The organism is Rathayibacter sp. AY1A2 (assembly GCF_002930935.1).
Taxonomy (GTDB): Bacteria; Actinomycetota; Actinomycetes; order Actinomycetales; family Microbacteriaceae; genus Rathayibacter.
On record NZ_PSTP01000006.1, the window covers coordinates 32,939 to 58,562 of the forward strand.

Consider the following 25,624-nt stretch of genomic DNA (forward strand, 5'->3'; position numbering starts at 1 on the left):
CCATCACCACCGACACGGTGCCGCCCATAGCGAACCGGAGCATCATGACCCTCGCCGACCGCCTCCCCGCGAAGCCCGCCCTCGAGGGCCTGGAGGGCACGTGGGGCCTCCGCTGGCAGGCCGACGGGACCTACCGGTTCGACCGCACCGGCCTCACCCGCGCCGACGTCTACTCGATCGACACCCCGCCGCCCACCGCGTCCGGGTCGCTGCACATCGGGCACGTCTTCTCCTACACGCACACAGACGTCGTCGCGCGGTTCCAGCGGATGCGCGGCAAGAGCGTCTTCTACCCGATGGGCTGGGACGACAACGGCCTGCCCACCGAGCGCCGCGTGCAGAACTACTACGGTGTGCGCTGCGACCCGACGCTCCCCTACGAGCCCGGCTTCACGCCTCCGTTCGAGGGCGGCGACAACAAGAGCAGCAAGGCCGCCGACCAGAAGCCGATCTCGCGCCGCAACTTCGTCGAGCTGTGCGAGCGCCTCACCGTCGAGGACGAGAAGCAGTTCGAGGACGTCTGGCGGGCCCTGGGCCTGTCCGTCGACTGGTCGCAGAGCTACCGGACCATCGGCGACGAGTCGCAGGCCGCCTCGCAGCGCGCCTTCCTCCGCAACCTCGCCCGCGGCGAGGCCTACCAGGCGCAGGCCCCGACGCTCTGGGACATCACCTTCCGGACCGCCGTCGCCCAGGCGGAGCTCGAGGACAAGGACCAGCCCGGCGCCTACCACCGCCTCGGCTTCCACCGCGAGGGCGGCGAGGACGTCTTCATCGAGACGACCCGTCCCGAGCTGCTGCCGGCCTGCGTCGCCCTCGTCGCGCACCCCGACGACGAGCGCTACCAGGCGCTGTTCGGCACCACCGTCCGCACGCCGCTCTTCGACGTCGAGGTCCCGGTGCTCGCGCACCACCTCGCGCAGAAGGACAAGGGCTCGGGCATCGCGATGATCTGCACCTTCGGCGACATCACGGACGTGGTCTGGTGGCGCGAGCTCGACCTGCCCAACCGCGCGATCATCGGCTTCGACGGCCGCCTGATCTCGGAGGCGCCCGCCGCGATCACGAGCGACGGGGGCCGCGCCGCGTACGAGCAGCTCGCCGGCAAGACCGTCTTCTCCGCGAAGCAGGCCGTCGTGGCACTGCTGAAGGAGTCCGGCGAGATGGTCGGCGACCCGCGCCCCATCACCCACCAGGTCAAGTTCTTCGAGAAGGGCGACAAGCCGCTCGAGATCGTGTCGACCCGCCAGTGGTACATCGGCAACGGCGCTCGCGACGCGGTGCTCAAGGAGCGCCTGCTGGAGCTCGGCCGCGACGTGCGCTTCGTGCCGGAGTTCATGCGCGTCCGCTACGAGAACTGGGTGAACGGCCTCTCCGGCGACTGGCTGATCTCGCGCCAGCGCTTCTTCGGCGTGCCGATCCCGGTGTGGTACCCGCTCGACGGCGACGGCAACCCCGTCTTCGACTCCCCGATCGTGCCGGACGAGGCGGCGCTGCCGGTGGATCCCTCCAGCGACCCGGCCCCCGGCTACACGGAGGACCAGCGCGGAGCGGCGGGCGGCTTCCAGGGAGAGCTCGACGTGATGGACACCTGGGCGACCTCCTCGCTGACCCCGCAGCTCGCGGGCGGCTGGGAGCGGGACGACGAGCTCTGGCAGCTGGTCGCTCCCTACGACCTGCGCCCGCAGGGCCAGGACATCATCCGCACCTGGCTCTTCTCGACCCTTCTGCGCTCGCAGCTCGAGGACGGCCGCGCCCCGTGGAGCACGGCGACCGTCTCCGGCTTCATCGTCGACCCCGACCGCAAGAAGATGTCGAAGTCGAAGGGCAACGTGGTCACTCCCGCCGCGATGCTCGAGCAGCACGGCTCGGACGCGGTCCGCTACTGGGCCGCCTCCTCGCGCCTGGGTACCGACGCGGCCTTCGACCCGCAGAACCCGACGCAGATCAAGATCGGCCGCCGACTGGCGATCAAGATCCTCAACGCGGCGAAGTTCATCCACGGCTTCCCTCTCGCCGAGGGCGCCGAGGTCACCGACCCTCTCGACCTCAGCATGCTGGCCACCCTCGACACCGTGGTCGCCGACGCGACGACGGCGCTCGAGAACTACGACCACGCCCGCGCTCTCGAGACGACGGAGGCGTTCTTCTGGACGTTCTGCGACGACTACCTGGAGCTGGTGAAGGAGCGCGCGTACAGCGAGGACGGCGCGTCCGCCGCGGCCGCCCTGCACCGGGCGCTCGACGTCCTCCAGCGCCTGTTCGCGCCGTTCCTGCCGTTCGCGACGGAGGAGACCTGGTCGTGGTCGCACGACGACTCGGTGCACCTGCGCCCCTGGCCGGCCGTCGAGGGCCTGGGCGGCGACCCCGCCGTCCTGGCCGCGGCGAGCTCCGTCCTCACGGCCATCCGGCGCGCGAAGACCGATGCGAAGGCCTCGCAGAAGACGCCGGCCCGCTCCGCCCTGGTGACGGCGCCCGCCGAGCTCGTCGCGTCTCTCCGACTCGCCGCGGGAGACCTCGCGGCCGTCGGCAGGATCGCGACGCTCGACTTCGCCGAGGGCGACGCCCTCGCGGTCGGCATCGAGCTCGAGACCGAGGCGTAGCGCCGCTCCCGGGAGGCGGGAACCGTCCCGCCTCCCTCCCCACCGTCGAGAGGACCCCTCCCATGCAGCTCGGAACCCGCTGGTCGGTCGGCCAGGTGCCGCCGCAGACCCTCCCCGAGATCGTCGTCACCGCCATCGGCAACGTCGAGGGCGAGCTCGCCGCGGCCGGCACGGCGACCGCCGACTGGCGCTGGACGCTCACCTGGCTCGAGGGCAGGCCCGTCCTCGAACTCGACGACGGCACGACGATCACCTACCGTCCCGACGAGGACGCTGCCTACATCACGCAGCCGCAGGGCCGCGTGGAGGGCGAGGACGACGACGACTGGGGCTGACGCCCCTTCGCGGCGCGGTCGCCGAGCCCGGTGAGCGCGCGCGTCCTGCGATCCTGAGCCGGAGCCCTCTCCCCCGCTCGAGCTCTAGGCTCGCAGGATGAGCGCACCCGATCCCGTCGCCGTCCTGCTCGAGCCGAGCGGACTCCCCCACGGGCTCCCCGACTTCGCCGCCGTCGACCCCGAGGCCTACCGCCCGGCGTTCCTCGAGGCCCTCCGCCGGCACCGCGCCGAGATCGACGCGATCGCCGGCGCCTCCGAGCCGCCGACCGTCGAGAACACCCTCGTCGCCCTCGAGCGGGCGGGCCGCGAGCTGCGCCGGGTGAGCGCCGTCTTCTTCACCGTCGCCGCCTCCGACCGCACTCCGCTCACCGACGCTCTGGAGGCCGAGCTCGCTCCGCTGCTCTCGGCCCACAGCGATGCGATCAGCCTCGACCCGCGCCTGTTCGCCCGTCTCCGCGCTCTCGCCGAGCAGTCGACGGAGCTCGACCTCGACGCCGAGACGGCCTACCTCCTCGAGCGGAGGATCACCGGGTTCGAGCGCTCCGGTGCGCTCCTCGACGACGCGGGGAAGGCACGGCTCGGCGAGCTGAACGAGCAGCTGTCGACCCTGACCACGCGCTTCGAGAAGGACCTGCTCGCCGAGTCGAACGACCGGGCGGTCCTCCTCGAGGACGTCGCCGGCCTCGACGGGCTCGACGAGTCCGACGTCTCGGCCGCCGCGCGCGCCGCCGCCGACCGCGGCGTCGACGGCTGGCTGATCACCCTGCCCCTCTACTCCGGCCACCCCTGGCTCGCGCGTCTGCGCGACCGCGGCGTCCGCGAGCGCGTCCTGCGCGCCTCTGTCGGCCGCGGTGCGGAAGGCGGGCCGCACGACACCACCGCGACTCTGCAGCAGATCGTCGCGCTGCGGGCCGAGCGCGCAGCTCTGCTGGGCGCGGCCTCGCACGCCGATTTCGTGATCTCGGGCCAGACCGCGGGCTCGCCGGAGCGCGTCCTGTCGCTGCTGCGCGAGCTCGCCGCTCCCGCCGCCCGGAACGCGAGGATCGAACTCGAGCGGATGCAGGCCTCCGCCGACGCCGAGCAGGACGCCGCCGGAGCGCCGCGCTTCACGATCGAGGCGTGGGACCGCGCCTACTACGAGGAGCGCGTGCGGTCGGAGAGCTACTCCGTCGACTCCAGCGCACTGCGTCCCTTCTTCGAGCTGGAGCGGGTGCTCCGGCACGGCGTGTTCGCCGCCGCCACCGGTCTCTACGGCGTCCGCTTCTCGGAGCGGAGCGACCTGGCCGGCTACAGCGAGCACGTCCGCGTGTTCGAGGTGCACGAGGAGGACGGGACGCCGCTGGGCCTGTTCCTGCTCGATCCCTTCACCCGCGACTCGAAGCGCGGCGGGGCGTGGATGAACTCCCTGTCCAGCCGCACCTCGCTGCTCGGCGACTCCGCCGTCGTCGTGAACAACCTGAACCTGTCGGCTCCGGGCGCGGGCGAGCCCGCCCTTCTCAGCCTCGACGAGGTGGAGACGCTGTTCCACGAGTTCGGGCACGCCCTGCACGGCCTGTTCGCGAGCACGCGGTACCCGCGCTTCGCCGGTACCGCGGTGTTCCGGGACTTCGTCGAGTTCCCGAGCCAGGTGAACGAGACGTGGGTGCACCGCCCCGGGCTCCTCGCCGAGTACGCCCGCCACGTCGAGACCGGCGAGGCCCTGCCCGCGGGGACCGTCGAGCGCCTCGAGGCGTCCGCGCTGTGGGGCGAGGGCTTCGCGACGAGCGAGTACCTGGCGTCCGCCCTGCTCGACCTCGCCTGGCACTCCCTGCCGGCCCCGGTCGAGCCGCGCGACGCGGCCGCCTTCGAGCGCGACGTGCTCGACGGCGCGGGCCTCCTCCTTCCCGCCGTGCCGCCCCGCTACCGCAGCACGTACTTCGCGCACGTCTTCTCCGGCGGCTACTCCGCGGGCTACTACTCCTACATCTGGAGCGAGATCCTCGACGCGGACACGGTCGAGTGGTTCGAGGAGAACGGCGGCCTCGACCGCTCGGCGGGCGAGCGCTTCCGCCGCGGGGTGCTCGAGCTCGGCGGCTCCCGCGATCCGCTCGACGCGTACCGCGCGTTCCGCGGGCGGGATGCGCGGACCGAGCCGCTGCTCGCGCGCCGCGGCCTCCTCTAGCGGCGCCGGGGGACGAGCCAGGCGAGGAGGACGAGTCCCACGACCAGGCCCCAGAACGCCGATCCGATCCCCGCGATGGTCGTGCCGGAGGCGGTGACCAGGAGCGTCGCCGCCGCCGGCAGCCGCAGCCGCGCGTCCTCCACAGCGGCCTGCACCGCCGACACGAACACCCCCAGCAGCGCCAGACCGGCGACCGCCTCGATCAGCAGCGGGCTCGCGGAGGACACCAGCGCGGCGGCCGCTCCGGCGAACACGCCCAGCACGAGGTAGGAGGCGCCCGCCGAGACCGAGGCGACCCAGCGCTGCTCCGGCCGCGGCGAGGCCTCGGGACCCGCGGTCAGCGCGGCGCTGAGCGCGGCGTAGTTGATCGGCACGCCGCCGAAGATCGCCGAGACCCCGGAGAGAGCACCGGTCGAGACGATCCCGGGACGCGAGTGGGCCGCGAAGCCGAAGCTCGTCAGCACCGCGATGCCCGGGATGTTCTGCCCGGCCATTGTGACCACGTAGAGCGGCAGGCCGATCCCGACCATCGCTCCGATCTCGAACACCGGAGCGACGAACTGCGGCACGGGGAGCAGCGGCGCACCGGCGAGTGCCGCGCCGTCCGTCACGATCAGCAGCACGATCGCCAGGGCGATCGCGGCCGGCACCGCCCAGCGGGGCAGGAGCCGCAGGAGCAGCAGCCAGAGCAGGATCACCGGCAGCGCGAGCGCGGGGATCTCGACCGCCGCGCGCACCGGCGCCAGGACGAGCGGGAACAGGATGCCCGCGAGCATGGCGTTCGCGAGCGGCCGCGGGATGCGCGCGACGAGCCTCCCGAGCGCCGGCCACAGCCCGGTGACCACCAGCAGAGCGGAGGCGACCAGGAACGCCCCGACCGCGCGGTCGAAACCACCGGGGAGCGTCGCGGTGGCGGCCAGCAGGGCGGCTCCCGGCGTGCTCCAGGCGAAAGTCATCGGCACGCGATAGCGGATGCTCAGCACGATGCAGAGGACCCCCTGCAGCACGCAGACCGCGAGGAGGCCCGACGCGGCCTGCGCGTCGGTGGCGCCCACCGCGACCACCCCGGCGAGCACGATCGCGAACGAGCTCGAGAAGCCGGTCAGGGCGGCGACGATCCCGGCGAGCAGCGGCTGGACGATGGCGGAGCCTCCCGGAGGATCGACCGGCACCGAGGCGACCGGACGCGCCGTCGGCGCGCTCCGCCAGGTTAGGGAAGCGGGAGCGCCTCGCCCGACGATCCGCCGGGCCAATCGCGGTGAACTGGCAGAGCGGGGCGGGGAGCGACTAGGCGCTCTTCTCCTGGCGACGGGGAGCGTGGGGGACGATCGTCGGGGCCGCGTTGTCGAGCACCGCGGCGCGGGTGACGACGACCCGAGCCACCTCGTCCGAGGAGGGCACCTCGAACATGATCGGGCCGAGCACCTCCTCGAGGATCGCGCGCAGTCCGCGGGCCCCGGTCTGGCGGAGGACCGCCAGGTCCGCGATGGCCTCGAGAGCGCCCCGGTCGAACTCGAGCTCGACGCCGTCGATCTCGAACATCCGCTGGTACTGCTTCACGAGCGCGTTGCGCGGCTCGGTGAGGATCTGCATGAGCGCGTCCTGGTCGAGCTGCGTGACCGTCGTCACGACGGGGAGACGCCCGATGAACTCGGGGATCAGCCCGAACTTGTGCAGGTCCTCCGGGAGGACCTCGCTGAAGATGTTGATCTCGTCTTCCTTGTTGTGCAGCGGGGCGCCGAAGCCGATGCCGCGCTTGCCTGCCCGCGACGAGATGATGTCCTCCAGCCCGGCGAAGGCGCCGGCGACGATGAAGAGGACGTTCGTCGTGTCGATCTGGATGAACTCCTGGTGCGGGTGCTTCCGCCCGCCCTGCGGGGGCACGGAGGCGACGGTGCCCTCGAGGATCTTGAGCAGTGCCTGCTGCACTCCCTCGCCCGAGACGTCGCGCGTGATCGAGGGGTTCTCGGCCTTCCGCGCGATCTTGTCGACCTCGTCGATGTAGATGATGCCGGTCTCGGCACGCTTGACGTCGTAGTCGGCGGCCTGGATGAGCTTGAGGAGGATGTTCTCGACGTCCTCGCCGACGTAGCCCGCCTCGGTGAGGGCCGTGGCGTCCGCGACGGCGAAGGGCACGTTGAGGCGCTTCGCGAGGGTCTGGGCGAGGTAGGTCTTCCCGCATCCCGTGGGGCCGATGAGCAGGATGTTGCTCTTGGCGATCTCGACCTCGTCGTGGATCGCGTCGGCGGCGGTGATGGTGTTGCGGGCGCGCACGCGCTTGTAGTGGTTGTACACGGCGACGGCGAGGGCCTTCTTGGCCTGCTCCTGCCCGATCACGTACTCCTCGAGGAAGCCGAAGATCTCCTTCGGCTTCGGGAGGTCGAACTCGTGGCTCGTCTCCTCGCTCGACTCGGAGAGGCGCTCCTCGATGATCTCGTTGCAGAGCTCGACGCACTCGTCGCAGATGTAGACGCCCGGTCCCGCGATGAGCTGCTGGACCTGCTTCTGGCTCTTGCCGCAGAAGGAGCACTTCAGCAGGTCGGCGCTTTCGCCAATACGTGCCACGGGGATGCCCCACTTCCTTGTCGTGCGTCTGTCGTGCGTCGGTCGGTCGTGCAACGGAGCCCGGAGCTCCGGCCGGTGCGAGCGGGACGAGCCCCCTGACACTGCTCCGAGCCTAGCCGCTGAGCCGCGAGGGCTCGGCAGGCGGGCCGGATTCGCCGTGCCTTGCGCCTCGTGTGGCGCTTTGCTACGGCGACGGAGGACGCAGAGAGGGGCCGGGCGGCGGATCGCTCCGCCACCCGGCCCCTCCCGGACGCCCTACGCCGTGAGAGCCGGCAGGCTCTTGCGGCTGGTGAGCACCTGGTCGATCAGCCCGTACTCGAGCGCGTCGCTCGCGCCGAGGATCTTGTCGCGGTCGATGTCCTTCTTGACCTGCTCGATCGAGCGGTTCGAGTGGTGCGACAGCGTCTCCTCGAGCCACTCGCGCATGCGCATGATCTCGGCGGCCTGGATCTCGATGTCCGAGGCCTGGCCCCCGCCCTGCTGCACGGCGGGCTGGTGGATGAGGATGCGCGCGTTCGGCAGCGCGAGGCGCTTGCCGGGCGTTCCCGCGGCGGTGAGCACGGCGGCGGCCGAGGCGGCCTGGCCGAGCACGACGGTCTGGATGTGCGGGCGGATGTACTGCATCGTGTCGTAGATCGCCGTCATCGCGGTGAAGGATCCACCGGGCGAGTTGATGTACATGACGATGTCGCGGTCCGGGTCCTGGCTCTCGAGCACGAGGAGCTGGGCCATGATGTCGTCCGCGGAGGCGTCGTCGACCTGGACGCCGAGGAAGATGATGCGGTCCTCGAAGAGCTTGGCGTACGGGTCCTGGCGCTTGTAGCCGTAGGCCGTGCGCTCCTCGAACGTGGGGAGGATGTAGCGCGAGGACGGTGCGGCTCCGGAGCCGAACGCCGTTCCGCCGAAGGTGGGTGTGGTCATTGTCTGTTCCTGATCTCTCGGCGCGTTCGCTGGACTACTCGTCGATGGCGGTTCCGCCACCGCCGGCCACGTCGGTCGCCGACGAGCGGATGTGGTCGACGAAGCCGTAGGCCAGGGCCTCCTCGGCGCTGAACCAGCGGTCGCGGTCGCCGTCCTCGTTGACCTGCTCGACGGTCTTGCCGGTCGCCTTGGCGGTGATCTCGGCGAGGCGCTTCTTCATGTCGAGGATGAGCTGCGCCTGGGTCTGGATGTCGGAGGCCGTGCCGCCGAAGCCGCCGTGCGGCTGGTGGAGGAGCACCCGCGCGTTCGGGGTGATGTAGCGCTTGCCCTGGGTTCCGGCGGTGAGGAGCAGCTGGCCCATGGAGGCCGCCATCCCGATGCCCACGGTCACGATGTCGTTCGGGACGAACTGCATCGTGTCGTAGATCGCCATGCCCGCGGTGATGGAGCCGCCGGGCGAGTTGATGTAGAGGTAGATGTCCCGCTCGGAGTCCTCGGCTGCCAGGAGCAGGAGCTTCGCGGCGATCTCGTTCGCGTTCTCGTCGCGCACCTCGGAACCGAGCCAGATGATCCGGTCCTTGAGCAGGCGGTCGAAAACACTGTTGGGCATAACCATGTCGGCCATGTATTGCTCCGTTTCAGTTGTCGCTTCGGAGGCGAATCTATCGGACGCCGCCAGGCCGATCCGGCCGTGTTCGCCCGGGGCGGAGCGGGAGTCGCCCGTGTTCGCCCGGGGCGGACCGGAGCCCCGCAACGAGAGGAGCCGCCCTCCGACGGATCGGGGGGCGGCTCCTGACGTGCTCGCGGGGACTACTCCGCGGCCGGGGTCTCCTCGGCGGGAGCGGCGGCCTTCTTCTTGGCCGGCGCGCGCTTCTTCTTGGGGGCCGGGGCGGGCTCCTCCTCGGCGGCGGGCTCCTCGGCGACGGGCTCGGCGGGGACCTCGGCGTCGGCGGCGGCCTGAGCCTCCTCCGCGACCTCGGTCTCGTCCGAGGCGACGGCCTCGTCGGAGGCCTCGACGGCCTCGTCGTCACCGGGGACCGCGGTGAACGCGGTCAGGTCGACGGCGTTGCCCTCGGTGTCGGTGACCTTCGCCTTGCCGAGGACGATCGCGAGCGCCTTGTTGCGGGCGACCTCGCCGACCATCTGGCCGATCTGGTTGTTCTCGGACAGGATCTTGATGAACTCGTTCGGCTCCATGCCGTACTGCGCCGCACCCTGGATGAGGTACTGCGTGAGCTCGTCCTGGCTGACCTGGACCTTCTCCTGCTCGACGACGTGGTCGAGGAGGATCTGGGTCTTGAAGGTCTTCTCGCTGGCCTCCTTGACCTCGGCGCGGTGCTCGTCGTCCTCGAGGCGGTTCTCGCCCTCGAGGTGGCGGTGCACCTCGTCCTCGACGAGACCGGCGGGCACGGGCACCTCGACGAGGGCGAGCAGCGCCTCGACGAGCTTCTCGCGGGCCTCGCCGCCCTGGCCGAAGGTCTTCTGCTGAGCGGCCTGCTCCTTGAGCGACTCGCGCAGCTCGGCGATGGTGTCGAACTCGCTGGCGATCTGCGCGAAGTCGTCGTCGGCCTCGGGGAGCTCGCGCTCCTTGACGGCGGTGAGCGCGACGGCGATCTCGGCCTGCTCGCCGGCGTGGTCGCCGCCGAGCAGCGGAGCGGTGAACGTGGTGCTCTCGCCCGCGGTGAGCGAGTCGAGCGCCTCGTCGATGCCCTCGATCAGCTCGCCCGAGCCGAGCTCGTACGAGATGGCGTTGGCGGTGTCGACCTCGACGCCGTCGATGGAGGCGACCAGGTCGATCTGCGCGAAGTCGCCGGTCTTCGCCGGGCGGTCCACGGTGACCAGGGTGCCGAAGCGGCTGCGGAGCTTGTCCAGCTCGGCGTCGACGTCGGCGTCGGTGACCTCGGCCGCCTCGACGGTGAGCTCGATGCCGTCGTAGTCCGGGACGGTGATCTCGGGGCGCACGTCGACCTCGATGGCGAGCTCGAGGTCGCCGGTGAAGTCCTTGTCGCTCGGCCAGGCGACGATGTCGGCCTGCGGGCGGCCCAGGGGGCGGACCTCGGTCTCGCGGACGGCCTCGCGGTAGAAGCCGTCGAGGCCCTCGTTGACCGCGTGCTCGAGCACCGCGGCCTTGCCGACGCGCTGGTCGACGATGGCGGGCGGGACCTTGCCCTTGCGGAAGCCGGGGACGTTGATCTGCTCGGCGATGTGGCCGTAGGCGTGCGTGATGCTGGGGCCGAGCTCGTCCGGGGTGACCGAAATCGCGAGCTTCACGCGGGTCGGGCTCAGCTGTTCTACCGTGGTCTTCACGTGAGGGGATCTCCTGTGCTGGTTGGTGTCGGCGCCGGATGACGGTCGTCACGGGTCGATGTCGTCACGATGAGTACTCGTGGTCGGGGCGACAGGATTCGAACCTGCGACCTCCCGCTCCCAAAGCGGGCGCTCTAGCCAAGCTGAGCTACGCCCCGGATGCGCGGGCCTGGGCACCGTGCGTGAGACTCTCGTCGAGCCGTCCCCGCACGTGCGCTTGCGCGACACGCCGAAATGGCCTTCGCAAGTGTACTGCACCGCGGCAGCGGCGACCGGAACCGCGCGGCGGAGGACGACCGGGGTGTCCACGGTGCACGCGCGATGTACTACGCTGTCCTGGTGCCCGGTCGAGAGACCCGGTCGCACCGGTTCGCGGTCGTCAGACCAACGATCCGGGGCTGTAGCTTAGTGGTAAAGCCTCTGTCTTCCAAACAGATGATGCGAGTTCGATTCTCGTCAGCCCCTCTCCTCTCGAAGAGCCCCGGACGTCCGGGGCTCTTCGTCGTTCCGAGGCGTTCCGGGCGTGCTCAGCCGACCGCGCCGCGGTGCTCCTCCGTCAGGGCGAGGTACGAGGCGGCGTTCCGGCGGATGCCCTCGCGCTCCTCCTCCGTCAGCTCCCGCCGGACCCTCCCGGGGACGCCCGCCACCAGCGAGCCCGGTGGGACGACCGTCCCCTCGAGGACGACGGCGCCTGCGGCGACCAGCGAGCCGGTGCCGATGACGGCCCCGTTCAGGACGGTCGCGCTCATGCCGACCAGCACGTCGTCCTCGAGGGTGCAGCCGTGCAGCACGGCGTTGTGCCCGACCGAGACTCCGGCGCCGATGACCGCGTCGTAGTCGGCGTCGACGTGGACGACGACGCCGTCCTGGAGGTTGCTGCCGGCGCCGAGCTCGATCCGCGCGTGCTCGGCGCGAAGGACGGCGCCGTACCAGACGCTCGCCCGCTCCCCCAGGCGCACGGAGCCGATCACGGTGGCGCCCGGAGCGACCCACGCGGTGTCGGCGATCTCCGGGGCGCGTCCCCCGGTCAGGGCGAGGACGCGGGCGCCCTCCGCAGGACTCGACGGCATCGGGTTCTCCTCTTCTCCGGTGGTCAGCGCCCGGCGCGCAGGAAGGCGAGGACCGCCAGCACCCGCCGGTGGTCGGAGCCCGAGTCCTCGAGCCCGAGCTTCTGGAAGATCGCGGTCACGTTCTTCTCCACGGCGCCCACGCCGACGAAGAGAGCGGAGGCGATGCCCGCGTTCGTGCGCCCCTGGGCCATCTGCTCCAGCACCTCCCGCTCCCGCGGGGTCAGCGAGGCGAGCGGGTCGCGGTTGCGCTGCAGGAGCGAGGCGACGACCTGCGGGTCGAGGACGGTTCCGCCCGCTGCGACGCGCTCGACGGCGTCGCGCAGCTCCTCCACGGAGGCGACCCGGTCCTTCAGGAGGTAGCCGAGTCCGCCGTCGCCGGAGCCGAGCAGCTCCTGCGCGTAGGTGACCTCGACGTACTGGCTGAGCAGGAGGACCGACACGTGCGGGTAGCGGCGGCGGATCTCCAGCGCCGCGCGGACGCCCTCGTCGCGGAAGGTCGGCGGCATCCGGACGTCGAGCACGGCGACGTCGACCCCGGCCGGGTCCCGTGCCAGATCGGCGAGCAGGGCGTCCGCGTCCCCGAAGGCGCCGACGGAGGCGAACCCCGCGTCCTCGAAGAGGCGGACCAGGCCCTCGCGCAGGAGGACCGAGTCCTCGGCGATGGCGACGCGGATCACGGGCACGCCCTCAGGATAGGACGGCCGGGCGGTAGGGGACGTGCACCCCGACCGTGGTCGGCCCGCCGACCGGCGACTCCACGCTCAGGATCCCGCGCAGGCCCCGGACGCGCCCGCCGACCCCCTCGAGACCGTGACCGGCGACCGGCGACGCCCCGCCGACTCCGTCGTCGACCACCCAGGCGTCGAGCCAGCGCTCCCCCGGAGTGCCGGAGTCGCGGGTGTCGAGTTGCACCCGCACCGATCGGGCACCGGAGTGCTTGGAGACGTTGGCGAGCAGCTCGGCGACGACGAAATAGACGCTGCGCTCGACCTCGGGCGGCACGTCCGCCACGGGGTGCTCGGTGAGGACCTCGACCGGCACCGGGCTGAGCTCGGCGAGCGAGTGCACCGCCGCCTCGAAGCCCCGGTCCTGCAGGATCGGCGGCGCCACTCCGCGGGAGAGGGCGCGCAGCTCGTCGAGCGCGGCGCGCACGTGCTCGCGGGCCTCGTCGACCAGGCGGGCGGCGGACTCCGGGTCGGCGGCGAGTCGGTTGCGGGCCGAGGCCAGGTCCATCTGGACCCGGATCAGGCGCTGCTGCGGGCCGTCGTGGATGTCGCGCTCGAGCCGGCGCAGCGCGCGGTCCTCGGCGGCGACGGCTGCGCCGCGGGAGGCGCTCAGCTCGGCGACCTCGCGCTGGAGCGCCTCCGACTCCCACGGGCCGAGCAGGAGACGGTCGACCAGCCAGTGCAGGAGGGAGAGGCCGCGGGTGGCGAACGGCAGGGTCGAGACGAAGAGGACGGTCGTGGCGACCGTCGCCGCGGCGACCAGTCCCGCCGGAGGCTGCGGGGCGCCCAGCAGAGCGGCCCCGCTCTCGGCCAGCAGGCGGGCCGGACCGGGGGCCCCCGTGAGCGCGGCGGCCACCGTGCCCGGGCCCGCCCAGGTCCACAGCGCCAGGAGCAGTCCGGACAGCAGCGCGAGCACCGGAGCCACGACGAGCGTGTGCAGGAGAGCGAGCCAGTAGTGCCCGTCGATCACCGGACCGTAGAGGGCGAAGGTCGACGGAGTGACGGAGGAGGGCGGTCGCCGCCACTGCGGCCGGGGGACGGCGGGCCGTCCGGCCAGCACGTCGAGGCCGACGGCGGCCCGGGAGAAGAAGCGCGCCGTGTAGAGGGCGGCGGGCAGGAACACCAGGCCGATCAGGACTCCGACGAGCCCGAGCGCGACGGCGAGCGCGACGCCGGCGCAGAAGGCGCCGAGGAGCGCGACCGGGATCGCGGCCACCAGCGCGACCACCTCCCGGGGCAGTCCGCGCCAGAGCCGGAGGTAGGCGCGCGAGGCCTCGCCGAGGGCCGTCGATGCTCCGCTCATCCGCGCCTCCTGTCCGCTCCCGCCGCCGCCGCGACCCGGTCGAGCGTACCGGCGGCACGGCTCCGGGCACCCGGGGGGAAGCCCCCGTGACGCCCCTCCGCGACCGAGGTGAGCCTGTCCTTCACCGGACTGAGCCGAGCCTGCGCTTCCTTGCGGCGCCGGGGGATCTGCGTACTGTTGACGATCAGTCACCCCTCTCGAAAGGACCAGACGATGTCCACCACGTCCGTCACGTCGCTCACCTCGTCGAACCCGGATGTCGCATCCGGAGTCGCCCAGTTCCTCAGCCCCGTCGTCGTCGAGATGACCGCGCTCGCCGTCAACGGCAAGCAGGCGCACTGGCACGTCCGCGGCGCCAACTTCATCGGCGTCCACGAGCTGCTCGACGCGATCGTCGGCCGCGCCATCGAGTGGGCCGACCTCGCCGCGGAGCGCGTCGTCGCCCTCGGCCTCCCGATCGACGCCCGCATCCAGACCGTCGCCTCGGCGACGCGGTCCGAACCCCTCACCCCCGGCTTCCAGCGCTCCGAGAACGCGATCGTCGAGATCATCCGCCAGATGGACGTCGCCATCGCGACCGTCAACACGGCGATCGCCGAGCTCGCCGAGATCGACGCGAGCAGCCAGGACGTCGCGATCGAGATCGGCCGCGGCCTCGAGAAGGACCGCTGGTTCCTCTTCGCCCACGTCAGCGAGAGCTGAGCACCACGCCTCGACCGGCCCGCGGATCCTCGGATCCCGCGGGCCGTCGTCGTTCCCGGGCCCGTTCGCGCGATCCGGAGCAGCCGGTGTCGCGACGGGCGCGGGTCAGCCGCCGTGCGTGAAGCGGCCCGCCAGGAGGGTCGCGGCGACCGGCATGGATCGGAGGGCTCCCGCGTCGGCGGCGAGCGGATCGCGGTCGACCACCACGAGATCGGCGGGATCGCCGGCCGCGGGCCTGAGCCGGCGCACCCGGGTCGAGGCGACGATCGCCTCCTCGACGCTCACCCGCTGCTCCGGATGCCAGGGCTCGTCGCCGGGCAGCGCCCGCGCGACCGCGGCCGAGATCGCGACCCACGGGTCGAGCGGAGCGACCGGAGCGTCCGAGCCGAGCACCACGCGGGCCCCGGAGTCGAGCAGCGAGCGCAGCGGGAACGCCCGGCCGGTCCGTCCCGGCCAGTACCGCTCCGCCACCTCGCGGTCGTCGAGCGCGTGCGCGGGCTGCACTCCGGCCTCCACGCCGAGCGCGGCGAACCGCGGAAGGTCGGTCTCCGCGAGCAGCTGAGCGTGCTCGATCCGGCCCCCGCCGACCCGGCCGAGCGCGTCCAGAGCCAGCGTCGCCGCGGCGTCTCCGATCGCGTGCACGGTGGAGCGGATGCCCCCGGCGGCCGCGCGGGCGAGCAGCTCGTCCAGCTCGGCGGGCTCCACGGTGAGGACGCCGTAGCCGTCGTGGTCGGCGTACGGGTGGGCGCAGTAGGCGGTCCTCGTGTTGAGGGAGCCGTCGATCAGGACCTTCAGCGGGCCCATCCGCAGCAGGCCGTCACCGCCGTCGAGCTCGTCGCCCGTGCGCAGTCCCTCCGCGAGGGCGCGGTCGAGGTGGTCGCGGTAGACGCCGGTGTCGACGCGGAGGGAGCGGGTTCCGCCGTCGACGCGACGGGGCCAGTCCCCCGCGTTCCAGCGCATCTCGAGGTCGACGACGCCGACCACCCCGCGGGCCGCAGCCCGCCGGGCCGCCGCGTCGGCGAGCGCGTCGAGCTCGTCGTCGCCGAGGGCTCCGAGTGCGGTGACGAGCTCGAAGCAGGCGTCCTCGCGCAGCAGCTCGGGCTCGGGAGCGACGGCGTAGCGCCGGTACGCGGCAGAGTTCAGCCAGGCGCAGTGCAGGTCGCCGCTGATCAGCACGACGGGCCGCTCCGGAGAGACCTCGTCCAGGAGCGCGGTCGTCGGCGGCTCCGGCCAGAGACCGTCGCGGAAGCCGAAGCCGATCAGCGTGCCGGTACCGGGCTCCTCCGCCAGGCGACGTCGGACCGCGTCCGCCGTTCCGCGGGCCGAGTCCGCCGACGAGACGTCCAGGCGCGGGGCCGTCATCGCCCACTGGGAGAAGTGGACGTGCTCGTCCCAGAGGCCGGGGAGCACCCAGCGCCCGTCGAGGTCGCGCACCTCGTCGCCCGGGGCGGCGGCGGCGTCCGGTCCGACAGATTCCACGCGGCCGTCGCGCAGGAGCACGGCACCGGGTCGGGACGAGCCGAGGAGGCGGGCGCCCCGAAGAAGGACACCGCCGGTCATCGGGCGGCCTCGCGGAGCGCGGGGCGGACGGCTCGGCGGGCGCGGGACCGGGCCGGCGTCTCTCCACCGGCGCTCACGACTGGCACACCGGGCACCAGTAGAGCTTGCGCGCGCCGATCTCCTCGAGCAGCACGTTCGTGCCGCAGACGCGGCAGGGCAGACCCTCGCGCTTGTAGACGTAGTTGCGCTCGGCGCGGCTGCGGACGGCTTTCGAGCGCTCGGTCTTCGTCAGGCCGCGGCGCGTGATCATCATCCCGGTCCGGATGCCGTCCTCGAGCAGGTCCGCCCAGTCCCGCCACAGCTCCTGTGCGAGCTCCAGCGGCACCTGCTTGCCGGGAGTGTGCGGGTCGAGGCCGGCGCGGTAGAGCAGCTCCGCGCGGTAGATGTTGCCGATGCCGCTGACCACGGACTGGTCCATCAGCACCAGCCCGACCGGCGTCGCCGTCCTGCGGAGCCGGTTCACGAAGCGGTCGCGCGCCTCGTCGGAGTCGTCGTCGGCCGGATCCGGACCGAGGCGGGCGAGGAGGGCCTCCACCTGGGCGGGGTCCATCACCTCGCAGGCGGTGGGGCCGCGCAGGTCGGCGACGGTCTCCTCCGTCATGATGCGGAGGCGCACCGCGCCCACGGGCGGCGGCGGGAACTCGTCGAGGTCGGAGTCGGTCTCGTGCTCCGTCTCGGAGAGGCGCACGGCGCGGCGGCGCCGGGGAGCGCCGATGCTGCTGCCGGCCTTCCCGTCCGGGAACAGCGGCGAGACGTGCCCGAGGAAGTCCCACGCGCCGTAGAGGCCGAGGTGGACGTGCAGCGTCAGGTCGCCCTCGAAGCGCAGCAGCAGGTGCTTGCCGACGGCCGTGGACTCGAGGACCTCGCGCCCGTCGAGGAGCGCGGCTCCCTCGGTGAAGCGGCCCTGGGGGCTGCTGGTCGCGACGCGGTGCCCGACGACGTCGCGCTCGAACTGCAGGGCGATCCGGTGGACGGAGTGCCCCTCGGGCACTCAGCGCTCCTTCGCGGCGGAGTCGACGACCCGGCCGGCGATGTCGCCGGTGGCCTCGTACTCGGCGAGCTGCGCGATGCGGCGCACGTGCCGCTCCTCGAAGGTGAAGGGCTCGGCGACGAACGCGTCGATGAAGCCGGTGGCCTCCTCGACGGAGTGCTGGCGGGCCCCGATCGAGATGACGTTCGCGTCGTTGTGCTGGCGGGCCAGCACGGCGGTGCTCAGGTTCCAGACGAGTGCCGCGCGCACGCCCGCGACCTTGTTCGCCGCGATCTGCTCGCCGTTGCCCGAGCCGCCGAAGACGACGCCGAGGGCCTCGACCCCTGCCTCCTGATCGCGGACGACCGCGGCGGCAGCGTTGATGCAGAAGGACGGGTAGTCGTCCAGCGGGTCGTAGGACGTGGGGCCGTGGTCGATCACGTCGTGACCGGCGGCGCCGAGGTGCTCGATCAGGTGACGGCTGAAGTCCAGCCCTGCGTGGTCCGTGGCGATGTGGATGCGCACGAGAGAACTCCTCCGGAAGAGCCGTCTGGGACCCGCGGTGCCCGGGCCGGGAGCCAGAGTACCGCGGGTCGGCTCAGTCGAACTGCGGGTCGCGGGTCCGCGAGCGCTTGAGCTCGAAGAAGCCGTCGAAGGAGGCGGCGGCGACGATGCCGTCCCAGAGGGTCAGCGCCTGCTCGCCCCTCGGGATCGGCGAGATGACGGGGCCGAAGAAGGCGACGTCGCCGATCGCGATGACCGGGGTGCCGACGTCCTGGCCGACCCGCTCGATCCCGTCGAAGTGGGAGGCGCGCATCGGCTCGTCGTACTCGTCCGAGTCGGCGTGGGCGGCGAGCTCCGCGGGCAGGCCGAGCTCGGCGAGCGACTCGGCGATCACCGCGTCGACGTCGGTGCGCCCCCCCGGGTGGATCCGGGTGCCGAGCGCGTCGTAGAGCGGCTTCACGTGCTCGCGGCCCTCGCGCTCGGCGACGGCGGCGACCAGGCGCGTGTAGCGCAGCGCGCGCGGGAGGAAGGCGCGGTACGAGTCGTCCACGTCCTTGTCCTCGTTGAGGACGGCGAGGCTCATGATGTGCCACTGCACGTCGAGGTCGCGCGCGGGGGTCACCTCGTCCACGAATCGCGAGGTCATCCAGGCCCACGGGCAGGAGGGGTCGAACCAGAAGTCCACAGAGGTCATGGGGACACGCTACGCCGCTCGCCGCGGCCGCGTCCGCGCTCCCCGGCGGCTCCGCAGGATCGGCGCCACGGGGCTCCACGGCGGGTCCCGGCAGCTCTAGGGTGGATCGGCGGCGCCCGTACCCCGGCGCCCGCGGCAGCGCCCGAGACGAACGGATGGAGCACCCCCGTGCCAGGAGACAACCTCACCCGGAGCGAGGCGCAGGAGCGCGCCTCGCTGATCCAGGTCCACGACTACGACATCGCCCTCGACCTGACCCGGGGAGCCGAGACCTTCCTCAGCACGACCACGGTGCGCTTCTCCGCCACCGAGGGCGCCTCGAGCTTCATCGACGCCGTCACGGGCACGGTCCACTCCGTCACCCTCAACGGCGCGGAGCTCGACCCCGCCGACGTCGCCGACGGCGTCCGCATCCGCCTCGACGCCCTGGCCGCGGACAACGAGCTCACCGTCGTCGCCGACGCGCTCTACACCAACACGGGCGAGGGCCTGCACCGCTTCGTCGACCCCGTCGACGGCGAGGTGTACCTGTACTCGCAGTTCGAGGTGCCCGACTCCCGCCGCGTCTTCGCGGTGTTCGAGCAGCCGGACCTCAAGGCCGAGTTCCGCTTCACCGTCACCGCGCCCGCGCAGTGGCAGGTCGTGTCGAACCAGCCCACTCCCGAGCCGGTCCCGGCGGGCGAGGGGATCGCGACCTGGAGCTTCGAGCCCACCCCGCGCATCTCCTCCTACATCACGGCCCTCGTCGCCGGACCCTACGTTGTCGAGACCGACTCGCTCGTCTCCTCCGACGGCCGCACCATCCCGCTGGGGGTCTTCGCGCGGGCCTCGCTCGCGCCGTTCCTCGACGCCGACTACGTGTTCGAGAAGACGAAGCAGGGCTTCGCCTTCTACGAGGAGAGGTTCGGCGTCCCGTACCCGTTCGCGAAGTACGACCAGCTGTTCGTCCCCGAGTTCAACGCCGGCGCGATGGAGAACGCGGGAGCGGTGACCTTCACCGAGACCTACGTGTTCCGCTCGAAGGTGACGGACGCGATCAAGGAGCGCCGGGTCGTCACGATCCTCCACGAGCTCGCCCACATGTGGTTCGGCGACCTGGTCACGATGAAGTGGTGGAACGACCTCTGGCTCAACGAGTCGTTCGCCGAGTACGCCTCCACCCTCGCCACCGCGGAGGCGACGGAGTGGACCGAGGCGTGGACCACCTTCGCCGCGATGGAGAAGAGCTGGGCCTACCGCCAGGACCAGCTGCCCTCGACCCACCCGATCGTCGCGACCATCAACGATCTCGAGGACGTCCAGGTCAACTTCGACGGCATCACCTACGCCAAGGGCGCCTCGGTGCTCAAGCAGCTCGTCGCGTGGGTCGGCGAGAGGGAGTTCCTCGCCGGCGTCCACGAGTACTTCGTGAAGCACGCCTTCTCGAACACGGAGCTGCGCGACCTGCTGGTCGAGCTGGAGGCCACCAGCGGGCGCGACCTCACCGAGTGGTCGGCGCAGTGGCTCGAGACGGCCGGCGTGAACACGCTCCGCCCCGAGATCGCGGTCGACGAGAGCGGAGCGATCGCGTCCTTCGCGATCCTGCAGACCGCGGTCGAGGAGTACCCGACGATCCGCCCGCACCGCCTGGCGATCGGCCTGTACGACTTCGAGGGCGAGCGCCTCGTCCGCGTCGAGCGCCTCGAGCTGGACGTCGACGGGGAGCGCACCGAGGTGCCCGAGCTGATCGGCCGCACCCGTCCGGCGCTCGTGCTGCTCAACGACGACGACCTCGCCTACGCGAAGGTCCGCCTCGACGACGCCTCGCTCGCCGTGGCCGTCGAGCACCTCGCGAGCATCGACAGCCCCCTGGCCCGCTCGCTGGTCTGGGGCTCGGTCTGGGACTCGACCCGCGACGCCGAGTCGGCGCCGCGCGACTTCGTCCGCCTCGTCCTGGGCAACGTCGCGACCGAGACCGAGTCCACGACCCTGCGGACGGTGCTCAACCAGCTCGTCGCCACCGCCACCCAGTACGTCGCTCCGGAGTACCGGGCCGAGGTCGTCGAGGAGGCGGGCGATCAGCTGTGGACGCTCGCGCAGAGCGCCGAGCCGGTCAGCGACGCGCAGTTCCAGTTCGTGAAGTTCTTCGCCGCGATCGCGTCCACCCCTGCGCACCTCGAGGCCGTGCAGGCGCTGCTCGACGGCTCCACCGCTCTCGACGGTCTCGACATCGACACCGACCTCGGCTGGGAGCTGCTGATCGCTCTCGTCGCCGGCGGGCGGGCCGGTGCGGACGACATCGACGCGGCGCTCGCCTCGGACAACACGGCGACCGGCCAGCAGTCGGCCGCGCACGCCCGTGCCGCGCTGCCGACCGCGGAGGCGAAACGCGCGGCCTGGGACTCCGTCACGGCCGACGACTCGGCTCCGAACACGATCGTCCGCTCGACGGGCCTGGGCTTCCAGCGCGCCGCCGACCCGCGCCTGCTCGAGGCGATGGTCCCGGTCTACTTCGACGCCCTCCGCTCCCTCTGGGAGTCGAAGAGCTACAAGATCGCCGAGTACCTGGTCGTCGGCTTCTACCCGGCCGCCACGCCCTCGCAGGAGATCGTCGACGCCACCCGCGCCTGGCTCGACGCGAACCCGGAGGTCCCGGCGCTGCGCCGACTCGTGATCGAGAACCTGGCCGGCGTGGAGCGTGCGCTCCGCGCCCAGGAGCGCGACACCCGGGGCTGACAGCGAGCCGCCCGGTCCCCCGGCGCTCGGCGCTGCGGGACCGGGCGGCTCTCCCCGCTCCCGGCGCCTAGCGCTGCGGGACCGAGCGGCGCTCCGGCCCGTCATAGGCGGACAGCGGCCGGATGAGTGCGTTCGAGCCCCGCTGCTCGATCACGTGGGCCGTCCAGCCCACCACCCGCGCGGCGACGAACAGCGGAGTGAAGATCCCGGTGTCGAAGCCCATCAGCCGGTAGGCGGGGCCGGACGGGTAGTCGAGGTTCGGCAGGATCCCCGTCCGCTCGGCCATCGCCGCGGCCAGGGCGTCGTACAGCTCCATCATCTCGCCGGCCCCCTCGTGCTCGGCGAGCCGCCGGAGAGCGGCGTCCATGGTCGGCACCCGCGAGTCGCCCGACTTGTAGACCCGGTGGCCGAACCCCATGACCTTCCGGCGCTGCCCGAGCGCCTCGGCGAGCCACTCGCGGGACCGCCGGTCCGCCTCCGGTCCGGTGCCGACCTCGTCGAGCACGTGCAGCACGGCCTCGTTCGCCCCGCCGTGGAGCGGTCCCTTGAGCGCTCCGACGGCGGCGGTCACGGCGGAGTGGACGTCCGACAGCGTCGACGTCACGACGCGGGCCGTGAAGGTCGAGGCGTTGAAGGAGTGCTCGGCGTAGAGCACCAGCGAGACGCGGAACGCGTCGACGACGACCGGCTCCGGCACCTCGCCGAAGGTCGTCCAGAGGAAGTTCTCGGAGTAGTCGAGGTCGTCCCGCGGCTCGATCGGCTCGAGGCCGCGCAGGCGGCGCTGGGCGTAGGCGACGATCGCCGGCAGTGCCGCCCAGAGCCGCACGGAGCGCTCCAGAACGGCCTCGGGAGCGTCGGCGTCCGGATCCTCCTCGAGCGCGCCCAGGACGCTCACCGCCGTCCGCACGACGTCCATCGGGTGCGCCGACAGCGGCAGCAGGTCGATCACGGTGCGCACCTCGGGGGCCAGGGCGCGGTGGGCCCGCTCCACGGCGGCCAGCCCGGCCGTCTCCTCCGCAGTGGGGAGCTCGCCGTGCCAGAGCAGCCAGGCCACGTCCTCGAACGAGGTCCCCGCCGCGAGCTCCTGCACGGGGTAGCCGCGGTAGAGCAGCGAGTTCGACGCCGGGTCGACCTTCGAGACGGCCGTCGTGTCGACGACGACCCCCACGAGTCCCTTGCGGATGTCCTGATCGGTCGTGCTCATCCTTCGCTCCTTCGCGAGAGGCGGGCGGCGGCGCCGGGGAGCGCCGCCGGTTCGTGCGGGTCGGCGCGCTCAGGCGCCGTAGTGGTCGGCGAGCGAGAAGTCGAAGACGCCCTCGTCGAAGCGGCTGTACGAGGCGTAGTCGAGGAGCTCGTAGAGCTCGGCGCGCGTCTGCATGCCCGCGACCTCCGAGCGGAGCGAGCCCTCCGCCTTGAGGGCGTCGAGTGCCCGCATCGCGGCGCCCATCGCGATCCGGAGCAGCGAGACCGGGTGGATCACGACGTTCACGCCGACGTCGGCGAGCTGCTGCGCGGTGAACAGCTCGCTCTTGCCGAACTCGGTCATGTTGGCGAGGATCGGCACGTCGATCACGGCGCGCACGGCCTCGAACTCGGACAGGTCGCGCATCGCCTCGGGGAACACCGCGTCGGCTCCGGCGTCGACGAGGCGCTTGGCGCGGTCGATCGCGGCCGGCAGGCCGTCGAGGGCGCGGATGTCGGTGCGGGCCATGATCACCAGATCGGAGTCGCGGCGCGCGTCGACGGCCGCCGCGATCCTCCGCACCGAGGTCGCCTCGTCGACGACCGCCTTGCCGTCGAGGTGCCCGCAGCGCTTGGGGTTCACCTGGTCCTCGATGTGCAGCCCCGCGACTCCGGCGTCCTCGAGCATCTGCACCGTGCGCGCGACGTTCAGCGGCTCACCGAAGCCGGTGTCCGCGTCGACGAGGACCGGCAGGTCGGTCAGGCGCGCGATCTGCTGCGAGCGGCCGGCCACCTCGCTGAGCGTAGTGAGCCCGATGTCCGGCAGCCCCAGCTCGGCCGAGAGCACGGCGCCCGAGACGTAGATCCCGTCGAAGCCCTTCGCCTCGATGAGGCGCGCGGAGAGCGGAGTGAACGCGCCGGGCAGCTGCAGCAGCTCGCCCGAGGCGAGGCGCTCGCGGAAGAGGCGGCGCTTCTCGGCGGGAGTCCGGGTGGAGTGGAGCATCGGGCGTCCTTCCCAGGGCGGTGTCCGGGTCCGAGCGGACCCGCCTCGAATCTATACGCGCTCGGGGCTCGTGCACCCGTCTCGGAGGGAGGCGTCCCGTAGCCTGGAGCGGTCATGCTGCTTCTTCAGACCTCCACCCCGGACCCTGTCGCCGCCACCGTCTCCTTCTTCGAGTCCGAGCACTTCTGGAAGGTGGTCGCGATCCTCGGGATCGTGCTGGGCGCGCTGCTGGTGCGCGTCATCGCCCACTTCGTGATCGGCCGCGTCGTCGATCAGATCGTGTCGGGAGTGAAGCGCCGACAGCGCGTCGAGGACACCCAGTCGATCGCCGCGTCGCCGCTCGCGGCCGTGCGGGTGGTGCAGCGCACGCGCACGCTCGGGTCGATCCTCAACAACCTGAGCTCGATCCTGATCGTCGTCATCGCCCTGGTCATGATCGTGACGACGATCGACAAGGACCTCATCGGCTCCTTCGCCCTGCTGACGGCCGCCCTCGGCGCGGGCCTCGGCTTCGGCGCGCAGAACATCGTCAAGGACGTCCTGAACGGGCTGTTCATGGTCGCGGAGGACCAGCTCGGGGTCGGCGACGTCGTCGACACCGGGCAGGCGACGGGCGTGGTCGAGTCGGTCGGCGTCCGCGTGACGCAGATCCGCGACGTCAACGGCACCCTCTGGTTCGTCCGCAACGGCGAGATCGTCCGGGTCGGGAACATGTCGCAGGGCTGGTCGCGCGTCATCGTCGACCTGGCCGTGCCCTATGAGACGGACCTCGAGCAGGTGCAGTCCACGGTCCTCGCGACCGCGAACGAGCTGGCGGCGAGCAGCCGCTGGCGGGCCCGGATCATCGACAAGCCCGAGCTCTGGGGCCTGGAGTCCATCGCCGACGACGCCCTGGTCATCCGGGTCGTGGTCAAGACCCGCACCACCGCCAAGGACGACGTCGCCCGCGAGCTGCGCCTGCGCCTGAAGAAGTCGCTCGACGCGCTCGACGTGAAGCTCCCCTCGCTGGCCACCGTCGTCCTCGAGGGCTTCGAGGGGGCGACGAGCGTCGGAGGCGCCAAGCCGCCGCGGACCACGCCCTCCCCCACGATCAGCACCGAGCACGGCAAGCCCGTGCGGCTCCCCCGCGCGTTGCGGCGCGGGAGCGGGACGCCGCCCCAGGACGGCGGCGGTACCTCCGGCCCGACGGGAGCGCGCTCGTGAGCGGCCTGCAGATCGGCGGCACGCCTCCGCTGCGCAGCTTCTGGGAGCACATCGGCGGCCGGCCGACGTTCGAGCGCCTGGTCCGCCGCTTCTACGAGGGCGTCCGCGAGGACGAGGTCCTCTGGCCGATGTACCCCGAGCACGACCTCGAGGGCGCGATCCAGCGGCTGACCGGCTTCCTCGAGCAGTACTGGGGCGGCCCGGGCACCTACAGCGAGGAGCGCGGCCACCCGCGCCTGCGGATGCGGCACCAGCCGTTCCGGATCAACCCCGAGGCCCGCGACCACTGGCTCCAGCACATGCGGACGGCCGTCGACGATCTCGAGCTCGCTCCGGCCGACGACGCCCTGCTCTGGGACTACCTGGAGCGCGCCGCCCACGCGATGGTGAACACCTTCGAGGAGTAGCCGCTCAGCCCGGGGTGCGGACCAGCACGTGTCCGCGCCGTGAGGTGAGGCGGCGCCAGGCGCCGCTCTCGAGCAGGGCGACCGGGTCGTCGGCGCCGAGGAACCCGAGCGCGAAGAGGGCGAACGCCGCTCCCACCGGGACGTCCTCGAGGCCGTCGAGCGCGCGGCCCCAGACGCTCGACCGCACGCGGCCGACGATCTGCTCGCCCGTCTCGGAGCCGACGGCCCCCGCGATCTCGTCGATCCCCTCGCGCGCGACGCGCTCCAGGAAGCCCGGGTCCACGGGCTCGCGCCGGGTCCAGCCGCCGCGGGGCGGGGAGACGCCCGCCCAGGGCCCCGCCGTCGCGTCGTCGCCGTCGGGCAGGACGACCGGCTTGCCGTCCGCTCCGCCCGGCTCCCACTGCAGGCGGGCGAGGCGGTCCGACAGCGCACGGATCGGCACGACCCGGTCGAAGCCGGCGGGCTCGTCGAGCGCGAAGACGCGCAGGCCCAGCACGGTCGCGGAGCGGTCGAGCAGACCGCGGGGCTGGAGGATAGGCGTGTAGGCGGCCAGCACGTGGTCGTCGGCGAGGAGCCGGACCGCACCGTCCTCGACCCGGGCCGAACGGCCGAGGAAGACGCGCAGATCCGACAGGCTGGGCGGATCCGCCAGGGAGAAGGACGAACTCATCGCGTCTATAAACTTACCCGAGGCCGC

General features: G+C 72.2%; 22 protein-coding genes and 2 tRNA genes. 8 read left to right on the plus strand and 16 right to left on the minus strand.

All coding sequences use genetic code 11. The annotated features are described in order from the left end of the window. Positions 1–44 precede the first annotated feature (44 nt). The 3 genes from valS to C5B93_RS07570 all read left to right on the plus strand — a co-directional run bounded on the left by valS (position 45) and on the right by C5B93_RS07570 (position 5,096). Positions 45–2,600 carry a valine--tRNA ligase gene (valS, locus tag C5B93_RS07560; protein ID WP_104292153.1) on the plus strand — a complete coding sequence of 852 codons (2,556 nt, stop codon included), beginning with the start codon at positions 45–47 and terminating at the stop codon, positions 2,598–2,600. Positions 2,601–2,662: 62 nt separating this feature from the next. Then, the gene (locus C5B93_RS07565) at positions 2,663–2,935 is read left to right on the plus strand and encodes a hypothetical protein (RefSeq protein WP_104292154.1); all 273 of its coding nucleotides are present in this window, start codon (positions 2,663–2,665) and stop codon (positions 2,933–2,935) included. A 97-nt stretch (positions 2,936–3,032) separates the two neighbouring features. Further along, entirely contained in the window at positions 3,033–5,096 is a 2,064-nt protein-coding gene (locus tag C5B93_RS07570) for a M3 family metallopeptidase (RefSeq protein ID WP_104292155.1), read from the plus strand. Here C5B93_RS07570 and C5B93_RS07575 read toward each other — a convergent pair. The 6 genes from C5B93_RS07575 to C5B93_RS07600 form a co-directional block, all read right to left on the minus strand. Further along, a complete protein-coding gene (locus tag C5B93_RS07575; RefSeq protein ID WP_104292156.1) occupies positions 5,093–6,268 on the minus strand; it encodes a benzoate/H(+) symporter BenE family transporter in 1,176 nt (391 codons plus the stop codon). The genes C5B93_RS07570 and C5B93_RS07575 overlap by 4 nt on opposite strands. 115 nt (positions 6,269–6,383) lie before the next feature. Next, entirely contained in the window at positions 6,384–7,661 is a 1,278-nt protein-coding gene (clpX, locus tag C5B93_RS07580) for an ATP-dependent Clp protease ATP-binding subunit ClpX (protein WP_104247278.1), read from the minus strand. Between the two features lie 255 nt (positions 7,662–7,916). Further along, on the minus strand, positions 7,917–8,582 hold the full coding sequence (locus C5B93_RS07585) for an ATP-dependent Clp protease proteolytic subunit (protein WP_068253282.1): 666 nt from the start codon (positions 8,580–8,582) through the stop codon (positions 7,917–7,919). A gap of 34 nt (positions 8,583–8,616) precedes the next feature. Continuing rightward, positions 8,617–9,207 carry an ATP-dependent Clp protease proteolytic subunit gene (locus tag C5B93_RS07590; RefSeq protein WP_097165884.1) on the minus strand — a complete coding sequence of 197 codons (591 nt, stop codon included), beginning with the start codon at positions 9,205–9,207 and terminating at the stop codon, positions 8,617–8,619. Between the two features lie 185 nt (positions 9,208–9,392). Then, the gene (gene tig, locus C5B93_RS07595) at positions 9,393–10,889 is read right to left on the minus strand and encodes a trigger factor (protein WP_104257383.1); all 1,497 of its coding nucleotides are present in this window, start codon (positions 10,887–10,889) and stop codon (positions 9,393–9,395) included. A gap of 80 nt (positions 10,890–10,969) precedes the next feature. Next, positions 10,970–11,047: transfer RNA gene (locus tag C5B93_RS07600), tRNA-Pro, on the minus strand. 236 nt (positions 11,048–11,283) lie between these two features. Here C5B93_RS07600 and C5B93_RS07605 point away from each other — a divergent pair. After that, a tRNA-Gly gene (locus C5B93_RS07605) sits at positions 11,284–11,354 on the plus strand. Positions 11,355–11,416: 62 nt separating this feature from the next. Here the strand turns inward: C5B93_RS07605 and C5B93_RS07610 are convergent. The 3 genes from C5B93_RS07610 to C5B93_RS07620 are packed head-to-tail and all read right to left on the minus strand — an operon-like array spanning position 11,417 to position 13,987. Then, positions 11,417–11,959, minus strand: coding sequence for a gamma carbonic anhydrase family protein (locus C5B93_RS07610; RefSeq protein WP_104292157.1), 543 nt, complete (start codon positions 11,957–11,959; stop codon positions 11,417–11,419). A gap of 23 nt (positions 11,960–11,982) precedes the next feature. Beyond that, positions 11,983–12,642: a response regulator transcription factor gene (locus tag C5B93_RS07615; RefSeq protein WP_104257382.1), complete on the minus strand. Its 660-nt coding sequence runs from the start codon at positions 12,640–12,642 to the stop codon at positions 11,983–11,985. A 4-nt stretch (positions 12,643–12,646) separates the two neighbouring features. Further along, the gene (locus C5B93_RS07620) at positions 12,647–13,987 is read right to left on the minus strand and encodes a histidine kinase (RefSeq protein ID WP_104292158.1); all 1,341 of its coding nucleotides are present in this window, start codon (positions 13,985–13,987) and stop codon (positions 12,647–12,649) included. 213 nt (positions 13,988–14,200) lie between these two features. Here C5B93_RS07620 and C5B93_RS07625 point away from each other — a divergent pair, with 213 nt between their 5' ends. Further along, the gene (locus C5B93_RS07625) at positions 14,201–14,689 is read left to right on the plus strand and encodes a Dps family protein (protein WP_104292159.1); all 489 of its coding nucleotides are present in this window, start codon (positions 14,201–14,203) and stop codon (positions 14,687–14,689) included. Positions 14,690–14,794: 105 nt separating this feature from the next. Here C5B93_RS07625 and C5B93_RS07630 read toward each other — a convergent pair whose 3' ends face one another. The 4 genes from C5B93_RS07630 to C5B93_RS07645 all read right to left on the minus strand — a co-directional run bounded on the left by C5B93_RS07630 (position 14,795) and on the right by C5B93_RS07645 (position 18,417). Then, complete coding sequence (locus C5B93_RS07630) at positions 14,795–16,249, minus strand: amidohydrolase (protein WP_104292160.1); 1,455 nt, start codon at positions 16,247–16,249, stop codon at positions 14,795–14,797. A 73-nt stretch (positions 16,250–16,322) separates the two neighbouring features. Then, positions 16,323–17,240, minus strand: a complete 918-nt coding sequence (locus tag C5B93_RS07635) for an Fpg/Nei family DNA glycosylase (RefSeq protein ID WP_104292161.1) — start codon at positions 17,238–17,240, stop codon at positions 16,323–16,325. Further along, positions 17,241–17,744, minus strand: coding sequence for a ribose-5-phosphate isomerase (locus C5B93_RS07640; RefSeq protein WP_104223700.1), 504 nt, complete (start codon positions 17,742–17,744; stop codon positions 17,241–17,243). Between the two features lie 73 nt (positions 17,745–17,817). Beyond that, a complete protein-coding gene (locus C5B93_RS07645; protein ID WP_104223701.1) occupies positions 17,818–18,417 on the minus strand; it encodes a DsbA family protein in 600 nt (199 codons plus the stop codon). 168 nt (positions 18,418–18,585) lie between these two features. Here C5B93_RS07645 and pepN point away from each other — a divergent pair, with 168 nt between their 5' ends. Further along, a complete protein-coding gene (pepN, locus tag C5B93_RS07650) occupies positions 18,586–21,132 on the plus strand; it encodes an aminopeptidase N (RefSeq protein ID WP_104292162.1) in 2,547 nt (848 codons plus the stop codon). A 67-nt stretch (positions 21,133–21,199) separates the two neighbouring features. Here pepN and C5B93_RS07655 read toward each other — a convergent pair whose 3' ends face one another. Both C5B93_RS07655 and prpB read right to left on the minus strand, forming a co-directional pair. Next, a complete protein-coding gene (locus C5B93_RS07655; protein WP_104267232.1) occupies positions 21,200–22,336 on the minus strand; it encodes a bifunctional 2-methylcitrate synthase/citrate synthase in 1,137 nt (378 codons plus the stop codon). A gap of 69 nt (positions 22,337–22,405) precedes the next feature. Beyond that, the gene (gene prpB / locus C5B93_RS07660; protein ID WP_104292163.1) at positions 22,406–23,317 is read right to left on the minus strand and encodes a methylisocitrate lyase; all 912 of its coding nucleotides are present in this window, start codon (positions 23,315–23,317) and stop codon (positions 22,406–22,408) included. A 114-nt stretch (positions 23,318–23,431) separates the two neighbouring features. Between prpB and C5B93_RS07665 the strand changes: the two genes are divergently transcribed. Further along, entirely contained in the window at positions 23,432–24,520 is a 1,089-nt protein-coding gene (locus tag C5B93_RS07665) for a mechanosensitive ion channel family protein (protein WP_104292164.1), read from the plus strand. After that, positions 24,517–24,927 carry a globin gene (locus tag C5B93_RS07670; protein ID WP_279630823.1) on the plus strand — a complete coding sequence of 137 codons (411 nt, stop codon included), beginning with the start codon at positions 24,517–24,519 and terminating at the stop codon, positions 24,925–24,927. Before C5B93_RS07665 ends, C5B93_RS07670 begins: the two co-directional genes overlap by 4 nt. 4 nt (positions 24,928–24,931) lie before the next feature. On the opposite strand, the gene C5B93_RS07675 is transcribed toward C5B93_RS07670, so the two are convergent. After that, a complete protein-coding gene (locus tag C5B93_RS07675) occupies positions 24,932–25,597 on the minus strand; it encodes a hypothetical protein (protein ID WP_104292165.1) in 666 nt (221 codons plus the stop codon). Between the last annotated feature and the right edge of the window lie 27 nt (positions 25,598–25,624).

Coding starts and splice junctions, on each gene's coding strand:
- valS (WP_104292153.1), top strand. CDS start 45: ATGACCCTCGCCGACCGCCTCCCCGCGAAGCCCGCCCTCGAGGGCCTG.
- C5B93_RS07565 (WP_104292154.1), top strand. CDS start 2,663: ATGCAGCTCGGAACCCGCTGGTCGGTCGGCCAGGTGCCGCCGCAGACC.
- C5B93_RS07570 (WP_104292155.1), top strand. CDS start 3,033: ATGAGCGCACCCGATCCCGTCGCCGTCCTGCTCGAGCCGAGCGGACTC.
- C5B93_RS07585 (WP_068253282.1), bottom strand. CDS start 8,582: ATGACCACACCCACCTTCGGCGGAACGGCGTTCGGCTCCGGAGCCGCA.
- C5B93_RS07590 (WP_097165884.1), bottom strand. CDS start 9,207: ATGGCCGACATGGTTATGCCCAACAGTGTTTTCGACCGCCTGCTCAAG.
- C5B93_RS07610 (WP_104292157.1), bottom strand. CDS start 11,959: ATGCCGTCGAGTCCTGCGGAGGGCGCCCGCGTCCTCGCCCTGACCGGG.
- C5B93_RS07620 (WP_104292158.1), bottom strand. CDS start 13,987: ATGAGCGGAGCATCGACGGCCCTCGGCGAGGCCTCGCGCGCCTACCTC.
- C5B93_RS07625 (WP_104292159.1), top strand. CDS start 14,201: ATGTCCACCACGTCCGTCACGTCGCTCACCTCGTCGAACCCGGATGTC.
- C5B93_RS07630 (WP_104292160.1), bottom strand. CDS start 16,249: ATGACCGGCGGTGTCCTTCTTCGGGGCGCCCGCCTCCTCGGCTCGTCC.
- C5B93_RS07645 (WP_104223701.1), bottom strand. CDS start 18,417: ATGACCTCTGTGGACTTCTGGTTCGACCCCTCCTGCCCGTGGGCCTGG.
- C5B93_RS07655 (WP_104267232.1), bottom strand. CDS start 22,336: ATGAGCACGACCGATCAGGACATCCGCAAGGGACTCGTGGGGGTCGTC.
- prpB (WP_104292163.1), bottom strand. CDS start 23,317: ATGCTCCACTCCACCCGGACTCCCGCCGAGAAGCGCCGCCTCTTCCGC.
- C5B93_RS07665 (WP_104292164.1), top strand. CDS start 23,432: ATGCTGCTTCTTCAGACCTCCACCCCGGACCCTGTCGCCGCCACCGTC.
- C5B93_RS07675 (WP_104292165.1), bottom strand. CDS start 25,597: ATGAGTTCGTCCTTCTCCCTGGCGGATCCGCCCAGCCTGTCGGATCTG.